The 13,125-nt window shown below is 69.5% G+C and carries 8 protein-coding genes; 3 read left to right on the top strand and 5 right to left on the bottom strand.

The window, feature by feature from the left end; translation table 11 throughout:
* Positions 1–480 carry a PA2169 family four-helix-bundle protein gene (locus EES48_RS08935; RefSeq protein WP_122466031.1) on the bottom strand — a complete coding sequence of 160 codons (480 nt, stop codon included), beginning with the start codon at positions 478–480 and terminating at the stop codon, positions 1–3.
* 59 nt (positions 481–539) lie between these two features.
* Positions 540–2,675, bottom strand: a complete 2,136-nt coding sequence (locus EES48_RS08930) for a glycosyltransferase (RefSeq protein WP_162998096.1) — start codon at positions 2,673–2,675, stop codon at positions 540–542.
* Positions 2,676–2,776: 101 nt separating this feature from the next.
* Here EES48_RS08930 and EES48_RS08925 point away from each other — a divergent pair, with 101 nt between their 5' ends.
* Together EES48_RS08925 and EES48_RS08920 are read left to right on the top strand one after the other, a co-directional pair.
* Entirely contained in the window at positions 2,777–3,541 is a 765-nt protein-coding gene (locus EES48_RS08925; RefSeq protein ID WP_122466029.1) for a glycerophosphodiester phosphodiesterase family protein, read from the top strand.
* Positions 3,541–4,491 (top strand): stealth family protein, encoded by a 951-nt coding sequence (locus tag EES48_RS08920; protein WP_122466028.1) that lies wholly within the window; start codon positions 3,541–3,543, stop codon positions 4,489–4,491. Before EES48_RS08925 ends, EES48_RS08920 begins: the two co-directional genes overlap by 1 nt.
* On the opposite strand, the gene EES48_RS08915 is transcribed toward EES48_RS08920, so the two are convergent.
* Complete coding sequence (locus tag EES48_RS08915) at positions 4,488–6,293, bottom strand: DUF885 domain-containing protein (protein ID WP_122466027.1); 1,806 nt, start codon at positions 6,291–6,293, stop codon at positions 4,488–4,490. The two genes, EES48_RS08920 and EES48_RS08915, sit on opposite strands and share 4 nt — an antisense overlap.
* Before the next feature lie 172 nt (positions 6,294–6,465).
* Here EES48_RS08915 and EES48_RS08910 point away from each other — a divergent pair, with 172 nt between their 5' ends.
* Positions 6,466–7,017: a DUF2939 domain-containing protein gene (locus EES48_RS08910; protein ID WP_122466026.1), complete on the top strand. Its 552-nt coding sequence runs from the start codon at positions 6,466–6,468 to the stop codon at positions 7,015–7,017.
* Here EES48_RS08910 and EES48_RS08905 read toward each other — a convergent pair whose 3' ends face one another.
* Together EES48_RS08905 and EES48_RS08900 are read right to left on the bottom strand one after the other, a co-directional pair.
* A complete protein-coding gene (locus tag EES48_RS08905; protein WP_240623291.1) occupies positions 7,018–11,316 on the bottom strand; it encodes a translocation/assembly module TamB domain-containing protein in 4,299 nt (1,432 codons plus the stop codon).
* Complete coding sequence (locus EES48_RS08900) at positions 11,313–13,100, bottom strand: autotransporter assembly complex protein TamA (protein WP_240623290.1); 1,788 nt, start codon at positions 13,098–13,100, stop codon at positions 11,313–11,315. Before EES48_RS08900 ends, EES48_RS08905 begins: the two co-directional genes overlap by 4 nt.
* Positions 13,101–13,125: the final 25 nt, after the last annotated feature.

Raw genomic sequence — 13,125 nt, 5'->3', positions numbered from 1 at the left:
TCAGTTCGGGATGACGCCGCCGTCGGTCTTGCCTTCCATGGCGTGCTTGATGTCACGCATCTGGTCGTGACCCTGGCGCACCGAGGTGTAGGCGCGGCGCACCGTCTCCTTGGTGGTGGCCGACAGCTTGTCGTCCTCCAGCGCGCGCTCGTACTTGGCCTTGATGGCGTCTTCGCCGTTCTCGACCGAGTTCACCACCGCCTGCTCGTCGCGCAGGATGGCATGTTTCACGTCGAGGAAGGCGCGGTGGGCCTTGGCCAGGATCGAGCCGTCGTCCTCGGGCTCGCCGCCCAGGGATCGGACGGTGTCCTGCAGGTCGCCGGCCACCTTCTGGCGCTCGAAGCTGCGCTGCTCGAACAGGGTCTTGAACTGGCCGCTCTCGGTTTCCTTGGCGGCCTCGCGATAGCCGTCGGCGCTGTCGAGCGTGATCTCGATCAGTCCGTTAAGGGTGTGGATGTCGTGGTCGTTGGTGGCGGTCATGGGAGGCCTCCTGTGAGATGAGGCCCGTCTAACGGCGCCGCCTGTCAAAGGGTTGCGGCTCAGCTTGGCGCCAATCGCGCGCCGAGGCGCGGTCTGGCCGCACCGGGCGGAAACGCGGCCTCGATTTCCGTGAGCGCACGCTCGGCGAGCACCGTCCAGTCCCGCTCCGTCGTCGCCCACTGTCTGCGGGCCTCGGCTTCGGCGCGGAGATCGGCCTCGCCCTTCTCCTGCCTGGCCTCGGCCACGTCGATGATGGCGTGAGCCAGGGCGTGAACCGCCTTGTTCGGCACCACGACCCCCCCGTTCGATGCGTCGACGATTTCGCGCAACGCGGCGACGTCGGTAGCGATCAGGGGCTTGCCCATCGCCAGGGCCTCCAGCGGCTTCAGTGGCGAGATCATTCGGGTCACCGGCTGATCCTTGCGGGGCAGGGCGACGACATCGATGACGGAGTAATACCGCACCACATCGGCATGCGGGACGCGTCCGGTCATCATGGCCCAACCGCCGGCGTTTGCGTCGGCCACCGCCAGGCGCAGGTCGGCGAGGGCAAGGCCATCGCCGACGACCAGCAGACGGATATCGCGGCCCGACAGTTCCCGAGCCAGTTTCACGCCCTCGACCAGGTCTGGCAAACCTTCATAACCGACCACGGACCCGACATAGCCGACCACCGTGGTGTCCGGCGCCAGCTCCAGCTCTTCGACGATCTCCGTATCCCGTTCGGGGATGGCGAACTGGTCCGGAGAGCAGCCGTTGGGCAGGACGCTGATCCGGTCCGCGTCCACGCCTTCGCTGACCAGCCAGTCCTTGAGCGCCTGGGTGATCGCCATGACGTGATCCGCGCTTTTGGCGGCCTTGATCTCGAGCTCGCGCGCCACCTGTTCCTGCGGCGATCCCATCCAGCGCCGGTCGGCCGACCCGCGTGTCAGCCAATCCATGCCGCGCATCTCATACACCAGAGGCACGCCCAGCTTGTCGGCGATCAATCGCCCGGCGAAGGCGTTCTGGAAGAACGAGGCGGCCTGCACATAACCGACCGGCGTGTCGCCCAGGCGGCTGAGCACGGCGCGAGCATAGCGATCGACATAGGCGACCTGGTCGCGGTCATCGATCCCGGCATCGTCGGGCAGGAAATTGTAGGTGACGCCATCGACAGTCTCTTGCGTCACGTCGTAGCCGCCGCGCCCCTTGTCGCCGGGATAGCCGGGCCGGCCGAAGGGATGCACCGACCAGCCCGCCTTCTGGAAACCACGCAGCAAGCCGTGTGCGCGCATGGCGTACCCCCCCGAATCGAAGGGCTGGGCGTTGTGCAGCAGGTAGACGACGCTTTTGGCTCCCACGCTGGGTCGGGCCGTCTGCCGATCGGCGAAGCGGTCGGCCCAGCCGTGCAACTGACGTCGTCCCTGCGCACGGTCCAGGGGCGTCAGCTTGGCCAGGTTTGACAGGGCCAAGGCGTCCTCGTCCCGGCCGGCCCGAAGCCGCCGCATCGCCAGTCGCTCCGCGACCGCCGACGACTGTTCGACATGGGCCAGATACTCGACCAAAGGCTCACCGAAGGGCGCTTCATCGCGATAGAGCGGCGCTGTGGTGTTGAGCAGTCGGTTTGCATACTTCCTCAGCGCGAACCGAAGCTCTTTCTCCGCCAGCCGTCGCTGCTCCTCAGCGCTCAGCCCGTCATAGGCGGAATGGGCGGACGTATTCGGCGTGGCCGCGCCCGTGGCCTGCACCGTGAGCTCGCCATGGCCATAGGGCGCAGTGTCCGATCGTCGCCACAACTGGATGGCGACGGCGATTTTGCTGGTTCCGCGCGGCAGCCGCAGGGTGAAGCGGAAGGCGCCGCTTCGCACGAACTCCAGGGGGTAGAAGTAACGCCCGGCCGCGCTCGAACTGCGCAAGCCGTTCAGGCGGTCATCTAGCCGCTCGCCGGCGGCGTCGAACGCCCGCACCCGCGCCACCACCGAACGCTCCGAGCCCGGATCCGGAGCCGTCATCTCGGCGGAAATCTCGACCGCGTCACCGAGCGTCGTGACGTCGAAGTCGCGCCATTCCTCGCGGGCCGTGATCGCTTTCCACCCGGCGGGAAAAGCCACCGCGCTCGGAGCGTCGCCGCCGTGCGAGGGCGCCGATCCGGGGGCTTCGCCCAGAAGACGCGACAGTCGGCGGGCCAGGCCCTTCGGCGCGGAGCTGCTCAAGGCGAAATCCTTCATTGGGCGCGACAAAATGGCGCTCAGCAGCCGTTCCTTGGCTTAGGACGCGGCGCAGTGCAACCTGACGCCGCCAGCCGCGAGACCCCATGAACTCAGATCAGGCGCACCTCCCCGGTCGACCGCGCATCATCGCCCATCGGGGCGGAGCGGCGGAGCAGGCCCAGAACACACTGGGCGCCTTCCGCGCGTGCGTGGGCTCGGGAATCGATGGCGTCGAATTCGATGTTCACCAGGCCCGCGATGGCGTTCTCATCATCCACCATGACGCTTGGCTCGACCGGTCGACGGATGGGCACGGCGCCGTGGCGGTCCACACAGCGCAGGCCTTGGCCGCGCTGAAGGTGCGCGGCGCCGCCGAAGGCCCGCCGCGTTTGGACGACGCCCTCGAAGCCTTGGGAACCGATCCGCGGCTCGAACTCCATCTCGAGGTCAAGACCGACCACCGCGGGCGTGTCCCGGACGGACTGGTTCAACGCTGCCTGGAGGCGGCGGCGGCGCGCGGCCTGACCGATCGTCTCGTTATCACCAGTTTCCGCGCAGACGATCTTGAGTGCGCGGTCACCACGTGTCCCGGCTTGCGAACAGCCCTTGCCATACAGCTGTCGACCAGCTGGATGGTGGGGGGACTTGAGGTGTTGGTCGAGCGTGGTTTGCGCATCCCCGGGTGCGTGATCAGCCTGGAAAGTCTGCTGGCGCGCACCAATCTTGAGTGGCTGCTTGAAATCGCGCCCGGTCGGCTGGGCGTCTGGAACGCCGATGACGAAGACGACCTGCGCTTCTGGCTGGGCCAGCCTGTGCGCCAGATCATCACTGATCGGCCGACCCTGGCGCTGCGACTGAGAGACGACTGATGGATATCGACGCGGTGGTGACCTGGGTCGACGGCGCCGATCCGGCCCACATGACTGCCCGCGCCCGCTTTCAGCCGCAGGCCGAGCCTGGCTCGGAGCTGGACCTGGCCACCAAGATGCGGCGCTTCCGGGACAATGGTGAGCTACGCCATTGTCTGCGATCGCTGCGCAATCATGCGCCCTGGCTGCGCACCATCTGGCTGCTGACCGACGACCAGACCCCTGATTTCCTGGATATTGAGATCGCCGCTGAACAGGGCGTCCGGCTGGTCAGCCACCGTCACGTGTTCCGGGGGCACGAGGACCTGCTTCCGACCTTCAACTCGCTTTCCATCGAGACCATGCTGTGGCGGATCGAGGGACTGGCCGAGCGCTTCCTCTATCTGAATGACGACATGATGCTGACCGGTCCGGTCGAGCCCGGCGACTTCTTCGCCGAGGATGGCCGCACCGTCCTGCGGGGCCGCTGGACCGACGCCTCGGCGAAGACCGAGCTGGCTTTTCACGAAGAGAACAAGCTGAGGGGCGTGGACCGCGCCGCCGGCGATCGGGCGCGCTATTTCTCGCCGGGCCACGCGGTCTATCCGATGCGCGTCTCTCCTTTGGCCGAGAGCTATGCCGCCGACCCCGCCGGGTTTGTCGACAACGCCCGCCCGAGATTCCGCGACCGTGGCCAGTGGTGGCCGGTCAGCTTCTGCCATCATCGCCTGCTGGCCAATGACGCCGTCGAGACGCGCGACGCCAAGGACGTGGTTCACTTTCCGGTCGGGTGGACCGCGAAGGCCGAACCCAAGGACGTGGCCTGGCGGCTGTGGACCCTCAGGAAACCGCACGTGAAGATGACCTGTATCAACTTCATGGAGGAGGTGCTGCGCAAGGCGCCCGACGCCTATGAGCGGCTGGCGGTCGCCACCGGTCCGGCCGCGCCGTGGGAGAAGGACGCCGCCTAGCGCGCGTCCGCCTGCCGCTCCGCGATCCAGGCCGCCATGCGCTGGTCCAGCAGGTCCATCGGCAGGGGCCCGTCGACCAACAGGGCGTCGTGGAAGTCCCGCACGTCGAAGGCGTCGCCCAGCGCGGCCTCGGCCCGCTCGCGATTTTCCCTCAGGCGAATCTCGCCGATCTTGTAGGCCGTCGCCTGGCCGGGCCAGCTGATGTAGCGCTGCAGTTCGGTCTCGATGTTGTGCGGGGCCAAGGCCGAGTTGTCGCGGAAACAAGCGCGGGCCTGTTCGATGTCCCAGCCCAGCCAATGGATGCCCGTGTCGGCCACCAGCCGGCAGGCGCGCCACATCTCGTAGCTCAACCGCCCGAAACGCTCCTCGGGCGTGCGATAGAACTCCATCTCCTCGCCCAGATACTCGGCGTAGAGACCCCAGCCTTCGGTGAAGGCCGTCACGTCGACGGTGCGGCGGTAGTAGGGCTGCTCGCCCGCCTCCTGCTGAAGCGCGATCTGCAGGTGATGGCCGGGCACGGCTTCGTGCAGGGTCAAGGCGGGCAGTTCGTACAGCGGGCGCTGATCCAGCCGCGCGGTGTTGACCATATAGCCGCCGGCCACGCCGTTCTCGATCGATCCGGGGAAGTAGCGGCCGGTGGTGTAGTTGGCCTCGATGTCGGCGGGGACGGGCCGCACGCCATAGGGCAGGCGCGGCAGGGTTCCGAACAGGGCGGGCAGGCCGTCGTCGGCCCGCTTGGCCATTTCCGACGCCTTTTCGAGCAGATCCTCGCGCGTCTGGGCGTAGAATTGAGGATCGGTGCGCAGGTGCTGCAGGAAGCTGGCGAAGTCCCCTTGCCAGCCTGCGGCGGCCATCTCCTGGTCCATGCGGGCGCGGATGCGGGCCACCTCGGCCTGGCCCAGGGCGTGGACGTCATCGGGCGTCATGTCCGTGGTGGTGAAGCTGCGCACCAAATAGGCGTACAGGTCGCGGCCGCCCGGCCGATGAACCAGCCCTAACTCCTCTGGGGCGCGGGGCAGATAGTCCTCGCGCAGGAACCGCGCCCATTCCCGGCGCTGGGGCATGATACCCTCCGCCACGGCGCGCGCCGCGCGTTCACGCAAGGCCGCCTGTTCGGTCTCGGGGATTGACGCGGGCAGCCGTTCGAACGGCGCCAGCAGCGGATCTATCTCGGGCGTCAGGGCCGCCTCGGGCTCAATCAGGCTCAGGGCGTTCTCGACCGAGGGCCGGGGCTGGACCAGACCGCTCTCCAGGCCGCGCCGGGCGTGATCCAGCACGGCGGCGTAATAGGCCGGGGCCGCCTCCAGCCGGGCGATCCAGGCCTCGGCGTCGGCGCGGGTGGCGATGCGGGTCACGCTGGCCAGATAGCCGAAGGTCTGGCCCGGCCCGCCCTCGGAGCTGAAGGCGTCCAGCCGCCCGGTGTCCAGAGGAATGCGATCCAGGGAGCGGCGGATCACATAGGTCAGGAAGGCGTGATTCAGGCGGTCGGCATCGCTCAGACCGGCCGCGTCGATCGCGCTCAGACGCTGGGTGAACCCCTCCAGTTCGGCGCCGTTGCGCAGCTCCGCCTCGCGTGACGGATCGGGCAGGCGGCTGAGCGCCTCGCGATCGCCCTCCATGCCCGCCGAGATCGGATCGACCCGGCGCAGATACGCCTCATAATCGGTCAGGATCGACGCCAGGACGGGATCGGCGGCGGCAGCCGGACGCATCTGGACCGCTCCCTGCGGCCCGGTGGTCTGCGCGACGACCGGCGTGGCGGCGAGGATCAGGGCGAGGGCGGAGGCGGCGGCGCGGATCATCGATTGTAGCTCCCCGGAACGATGAGGGCGGCAGGAGGCCGGGTTCCGCGATCGGGGTCAACCGGCCGCGGACCCCGCGTTTGCCTTGGCGCTCTTGTTCGGCCAACCATGCCGGAGCGGAACCCGCGCCCGCGCGCGGCGCTAGGACGGCGTGTGTATCGGGAGTGGCGTGATGGCGAAGAAGCGGGTTGTCTTTGGCCTGGTCGGGCTGGCTGTGGTCGCCTTCGTCGGGGTCTACACCGTGTCGCCCGTGTTCGCGGCGCGCGCCCTGGTCGCCGACGCCAGGTCGGGGGATGTCGAGGGCCTGGAGCGCCGCGTCGATTTCCCTGCCGTGCGCGAGGATCTCAAGGCGCAACTGCAGGACCGTCTTCGTCGCGAGCTCGGCGACGACCGGCTGAGCGGCTCGCTGGCGGGTCTGGGCCTGCTGCTGGCCCCAGCCCTGATCGACGGCGCGGTCGACGCCGTGGTCACCCCGGACGCCATCGCCGCCATCGTCCGCACGGCGGAGGCGCCCGACCCGGGCGCAGCCGTTCCGGCGCCTGAGGCCGCCAATCCGTCAGAGCTCGAGGACGAGACCGAGGTCCGCTACAGCTACCGCGACCTCAACACCTTCGGCGCCCGGGTGTTCGATCCTGCCGAGCCGGATCAGTCGGTCGATCTGATCATGACCCGCCAGGGCCTGTTCGCCTGGCGCCTCACCCGCGTCGTTCTGCCGGAAGCCTGATCAGTCGCGGTTCGGCCTGCGGTCGCGACGCCCACCTGGCGGGCGGCTTTCGCGGCGCCAGCGGATCGACAGGGTGGCCTCGCCGTCGCCGCCGAACTGGCTCTCGACGGCGATGTTTCGACGGACCTGCCACTCGACCCGCGCCGCGCCGCCGCCTTCGCCGCCGCCGATGATCTCGAAATAGATATCGTCAGTCAGATAGCGGCCGCCGGCGACGGTCAGGCTCGACGCCTCGCCGCCGAACGACAGCCGGTCCAGCCCGGCCAGTTCGCGGATGTTGCCGATCACGTCGAAGCCGCCGCCGCCCGCCAGTGACGCTACGCCCGAGGCCAGCTGCGCCGCCTCGAAGGCCGACAGCTGCGACGCGGATCGCCCGAACAGCACTTGGGACAGGATTTCGTCCTGGGGCAGTTCGGGGGTCGAGGTCAGCTCGATCTCGGGCGAGGCGGCCGTGCCGGTGACCACGATGACGGCGGTCAGGGCCGGGTCCTCGCGCTCGGCGCGAAGATTCAGGCGGATGCGCTCCGGATCGGTGGACAGGGCGATGGTGCCTGCGTCATCGAACACGAACCGCTTGCCGGCGAACTCGTAGTCGCCCCGAACCACGCGCGCCGTGCCCGTCAGCTGGGGCTCGGCGATGGTGCCGCGCACCCGGGCGCGCAGCGACAGCTCGACGTCGAGACCGCGCCCGCGCACGAAGATTTCGCGGCCGGTCAGGTCGATGTTGAGCGCGATCGGCGAGGGACGGCCCGGCGGGTCGGGCTCGGCGTTCGGATCGACGCCGGGCTTGTTCACCTCGATCACATCCATGCGCACGATGCCGTTCGAGCCGGGCAGGTCGTTGGTCGAGATTTCGGCCTCGTCGACGCGCAGCTCGCCGTCCAGACGGATGGCGCCGTCCTCGGCCCGCAGCGCTGTGATCTCGCCCGAGCCGCGCGCCTCGGCCAGCTCGTTGTCGATGACGCGGAAATTGGCCAGATCCAGCTGCAGGCTGGAGGCGGAGCCCTGGCGCAGGCCCAGCCGGCCCGAGCCGGTGACGGTGCCCGGCCCGCCGTCGGTGGCGGTCAGGCTTTCCAGCACAGCGATGGTGTCGTCGAACCGGCTGGTCAGCTGCAGCCGCTCCAGCCTCAGGCCGGTGGCCGAATCGCGGAAGGCGCCGTCGGCGACGTTAAGCCGGCCGTTCAGGCGCGGCGCGTTCAGAGTACCGCCCAGGCTCGCTTCGGCGTCGATCCGACCCGCCAGGGTCCGTTCGCCGCCGAAGAAGACGTCCCAAAGGGGCTGCACCTGCCCCTGGATCGAGACGTCGCCGGACATGGCGCGGGTGCGGGCGATGGCGAGGCGCAGCGGCGCGGCCGAGGCCTCGACCGGCAGCACCACATCAGCGACCGCGCGGACGGCGCCGGCGTCCTCGGCCTGGGCCTGGATCGCCAGGCTGTCGCCCTGCAGACGCGCGTTGATCGTGCCGTCGATGGCCACCTCTTCCGGCCCGTCGACGCTGCGCAGGCCGGCCAGGGTGACATTGGCCGTGCCGCCCAGATCAGAGCCGGCGCCGCGCAGCGAGACCTGGCCCGTGACCCGTCCACGCAGGTCGGGGGCGATGGCGCCCACCTGAACCCCATCCAGATTGGCCTGGATGTTCGCGGCCTCGGAGTCCTGGCGGAACTCGCCGGTCAGGAAGCCGCCGCCGACGCCAAGATCGACCCGCACCACGCGGCCGTCGCCGGCGAGGGCGGCGACCAGGGGGCTGCGGGTCTCGAAAGCGATGTCACGGACCTCGCCGGCGCCTTGAAGAGTCACGCTCTGATTGTCGCCCTGCCGCGAATAGACGCCGGAGCCGTCGAACTGGACCGGCGTGTCCCCGCCGACGTCCGCCACCAGGGTGAAGGGCAGGCGGCTGAGCGTGCCGCGCCCGCTGAGCGCCAGATTGCGGATGGTGATGTCCTGCCCGGCGGGCCTCAGGTTGGTGGCGGTGACGTCCAGGATCGCCGTTTCGGACCCCGCGCCTTCGGTCAGACGCACGCGGCCGCGGGCCTCTCCGGTCTGGATGAAGGCGCCGGGTCCGGCGGTGAAGCTGAGATCGGCCGAGGCCGGCACGCCGTTTGTCAGAGCCACGTCGCCCTGGGCGGTCACGCCGCCGGCGTCCAGATCGACGCCTGACAGCCGCACCCCGCCCTCGGTCAGGAAGAAGTCGCCCGAGGCTCGCGCTGGGCCATAGTTCGAGCCGGAGGTCACGGCGATGCGCCCGTCCGAGCTGTTGGCGCCCTTGCGGAAGCTCAGGGTCAGGTCGGCGTTGGTCAGGATCAGGCCGGCCGCGGCGATGCGATCGAACTCGGCGGTCAGGTCGGCGCGCGGCTGGGCCAGGGTGCCGGTCAGGGCGCCTTCGCCGGACATGTCGCCATCGATCTCAACCGGCCCGACGCCGAACGGACCAGTGGCGTTCCAGTCCAGCGCCAGCCTCAGCCGGCCCTCCGGTTCGATCAGGCCTCGGGCCCCGGCCCGGGCGTTGGCGGCGGTCAGTTCGGCGCGATCGACGGTGATCCGCCCCTCGTTGAAATTGCCGACCAGCTGCAGGCGAGGGGTGCGGCCCAGCAGACGGTCCAGTTCGTCCATGCCGGTGACGACGCGGGCGCCGCGTCCGTCGAAATTCAGGGTCCAGGGCGCACCCGGTTCGGCCTGCGCCGCACGGATCGGCCCGCCGAAGGCGCCCGAGGCGCCGGGCTGAATCCGGCTGAGATCGGTGACGCGCGCGTCGCCCCGGAAGCTGAGGCCGCCCCCCAGATTGCGCGAGCCCTGGCCGTCGACCAGCAGGGCCTGGCCGCGCGCGGTGACGCGATTCAGCAACACCGCCCCGTCCGCCATGCGGGTGGCGTCCAGCTGGACGCGTGGCTGCGAGCCCAGGAGGCCGCCGATGATGCCCTCGCCCGAGCCGCCGCGCCCGACGATGTCGCCGACCACGTCGAAACGGCCGTCGGCAGCCGAGATGGTCAGGGGGCCCATGATCCGCTGGGCGCGATAGCTGGCCAGATTGGCGTTCTGCAGGCTGACCGCGCCGTCCAGCGTCCAGCGCTGGGCGTCGCCGACGAAAGTTCCCACCCAGGCCGCCGGTCCGGCCACCGGGCTGCCGATCATCCGGCTGAGGTTCGGCGTCGTCACCTCGACCTCGATCCCGTCCGGCGCGGACTGATCGGCCAGGCGGATCAAGCCCTGGGCGCGCGAGTTGAAGTTCTCGCTCATCAGCCGCCAGGCCACGCCCTGAAAATCGGTATCGGCGGCGGGAATGGTGGCGAAGCCGAACCGTGCGGTGCGGCCGATGCGCTCGACGAACGGCTGCAGCAGGTCCGAGCCGGAAAAGTCGAAATAGCCCGAGATGCGAGAGCCCTGGGCGCCGTAACGCCCGCTGACCGTCAGGGGCGTGAACTCGCCGGTCCGCACCACCGCGTCCACCACCTCGCCATCGACCAGGGCGCGGAGCAGGAAGGGCTGATCCGGCGAATATCCCAACGAGCCCGCCAGGGGGCCGCCCGCGGCTTCCTGGGCCTGGGCGTCCACACGCAGTTCATCGACACCCTCGCCGAAGGTGACATTGGCGCGCAGGAAGTCGCCGGGCCGGCTCAGCGAATTGGCCTCCACCCGCGCGGTCTTCAGGCCGATGCGGGGGATGTTGGCCTCGCCGGCCAGGTTCCAGCGGCCATACTCCTGGCTGAAGTCCTCCATCAGCTCGATGTTCGCCGAGAAGCGGTCAATATCGAAACTGAGCGGAGAAGGCTGCGAAGGCTCTTCCGGCCGCTGCTCGGCGATCGGCCGGCGGATGACGCGGATCAGCTCGGCGTCGATCTCTGACGCATGAAACCGGCGCAGCACCAGCGGCCAGTAGGACCAGTCGACCCGAATGTTGCGGGCTTCCAGCCACACGCCCTCCGCGTCCGTCACCGTGGCGCGGCGGATGGTGAAGTCGTCGAACAGGTCGCCTTCCAGGCCCTCGATGTCGAGCGTGCCGTAGGGCCCGATTTCGGTCCCGGTCACGAAGCCCATGACCAGGTCGCGACCGCCCGGAGACAGCACCGCGAACCGCCCGCCCACCAGCAGCAGAACCACCACGCCGATCAGCAGCGCCACACCGATGCCGCCGAAGAAGGCCAGCGACTGGATCAGGGTGCGCTTGCGCTTTTCCTTCTTCTCACGCTCGCGCCGCAGCCAGCCGATCCGCGCCCAGCGCCGGCGCTTGTGGGCGGGCGAGCTGTCGGGCGCTGGCGGAGGCGCTTCGTCGGGTCCGGTTTCGGGCGGCGGCTGATCGGTCAAAACGCCTGTCCGATCGAAATGTAGAGCTGGAAGTCGGGGTCGCCTTCGGCCTTGTTCAGTGGGAAGGCGACATCGGCCCGCACTGGCCCGAACGGCAGATAATAGCGCACCCCAAAGCCGGCGCCGTAGCGCATGTTCGACAGGTTGGGCGTCTCCTGAAAGCCGATCGACCCGGCGTCGAGGAAGCCGACGGCGGCGAAGCTTTCGCCGATGTCGTGACGGTACTCGACCGAGGTCTCGAACACCGACAGGCCGCCGCGCGGCGTGTTGTCCGGCAGGCGTGGCCCGACGCCCTGGAACTCATAGCCGCGCACCGAACCGCCGCCGCCTGAATAGAACAGCCGATCCGAAGGGATGGTCAGTTCCTCGCCGCCGACGATCGAGCCGATCTTGACCCGGCCGGCCAGCACCGACCGGCCCCCGTCGCGGATCGGCAGATAGGCGGTCGCCTGGGCCTCGGTGCGCAGAAAGACCAGGGAGTCGTCACCGGCCACGGCGGTCGGCTGGACGTCGGCCGAGACGCGCCAGCCCCGGGTCGGATTCAGCGGATCATTGGACCGGTCCATGTAGAAGCCGCCGCGCCCGGTCAGCAGCGCCAGGTTCCGATCCAGGGTGATCGGCGTCTGGGTGACGGGATCGAAGCGGTTCTCGGTGTACTGGCCGGCGTCCAGGCCGACGCCGTAGCGGAACCACGAGGTCCGCCCCAGCCGCTGGCGCAGATCGGCGTGGGCGGTGACGGCGATCCGGTCATAGGCGTCGGTGGTCTCGTTCACCGCGAACGCGCCCAGGGTCAGGGTCCGCCCCGGCCGACGCCAGTGCGGGATAGAGAGATCCGCGCCGATGCGGCTGTCGATAGTGGCGGCCCGCGCCCGGAAGCGCAGGGTGTCGGCCCGCCCGAACCGGTTGACCCAGGTCCATAGCCCGTCGACGCCGACGCCCTCGCTGGTCGAGGCGTAGAGACCCGCCTCCAGCACCCGGCGCGGCCGGTCGGTCAGGGTGACGACGATGGGCCTTAAGCCATCTTCGCGGGTGGCGTCGATCGGCGACAGGGCGACGGCCACGCCGTCATAGACGTTGGTTTCAAGCAGGCGCCGCTCCAGCTCGGCCACGTCTTCAGGGTCGTAGACGTCGCCCTCTTCCCACGGCGCCAGACCGCTGACCCAGGCGGGGTTGGTCGGGCCGCGTGTCTGCAGATCGATGCCGTCCAGTCGAACGAGAAGCCCTGAGTTTATCCGATAGGTGGGCGAGACCAGCTGCGTGGCGTGATCCACCACCACCCGACGTTCGTCGGCCTCGGCGTCGGCATAGCCCCGCCGGGTCAGGCCGGCGACGATGCGGCCCTCGGCGGCGATGACCTCGACGGCGCGGCCCGGTTCGCCAGGCTCCAGGCCGTTCTCGGCGATAGCCTGAGCGCCGACCTCCGGATCAGGCGGCGTTTCGATCCACAAGACCTGCGGTTCGTCCAGGGTGAAGCGGGGGCCGGGCGTGATGTCGACGATGGCCTGGGGCGGGTTTTCGCCCTCGATCACATCCTCGATCAGGGACTGATAATAGCCCTCCGAACGCAGCAGGGCCTCGGCCGACTCCGCCGCCTGCTGGGCTCGGCGGCGAGCCTGGAAGCGATTCTCGATCGCGGCGTCGACCTCGCCGACGGCGGTCTCGATCTGCTCGCGCAAGGCGTCGTCCATCTCGCCTCGCACCTGGGCGCGAGGCTCGGCCACAGCCGTCGCCGGCATCGCCAGAGCCAGGGCGCCGAGCGCGGGCAGCCAGGACGAAACTCTCAAATCACGCTTCCCACACGCCCCCCGG

The sequence above is a fragment of the Brevundimonas lutea genome, assembly GCF_003704105.1.
Taxonomy (GTDB): domain Bacteria; phylum Pseudomonadota; class Alphaproteobacteria; order Caulobacterales; family Caulobacteraceae; genus Brevundimonas; species Brevundimonas lutea.
The sequence above is the reverse complement of the archived record's forward strand: the minus strand, read 5'-3'. Positions and strand labels throughout refer to the sequence as shown.

Excerpts from the sequence above, each read along its gene's own strand:
- EES48_RS08935 (WP_122466031.1), bottom strand. The coding sequence starts at position 480 with ATGACCGCCACCAACGACCACGACATCCACACCCTTAACGGACTGATC.
- EES48_RS08925 (WP_122466029.1), top strand. The coding sequence starts at position 2,777 with ATGAACTCAGATCAGGCGCACCTCCCCGGTCGACCGCGCATCATCGCC.
- EES48_RS08920 (WP_122466028.1), top strand. The coding sequence starts at position 3,541 with ATGGATATCGACGCGGTGGTGACCTGGGTCGACGGCGCCGATCCGGCC.
- EES48_RS08915 (WP_122466027.1), bottom strand. The coding sequence starts at position 6,293 with ATGATCCGCGCCGCCGCCTCCGCCCTCGCCCTGATCCTCGCCGCCACG.
- EES48_RS08910 (WP_122466026.1), top strand. The coding sequence starts at position 6,466 with ATGGCGAAGAAGCGGGTTGTCTTTGGCCTGGTCGGGCTGGCTGTGGTC.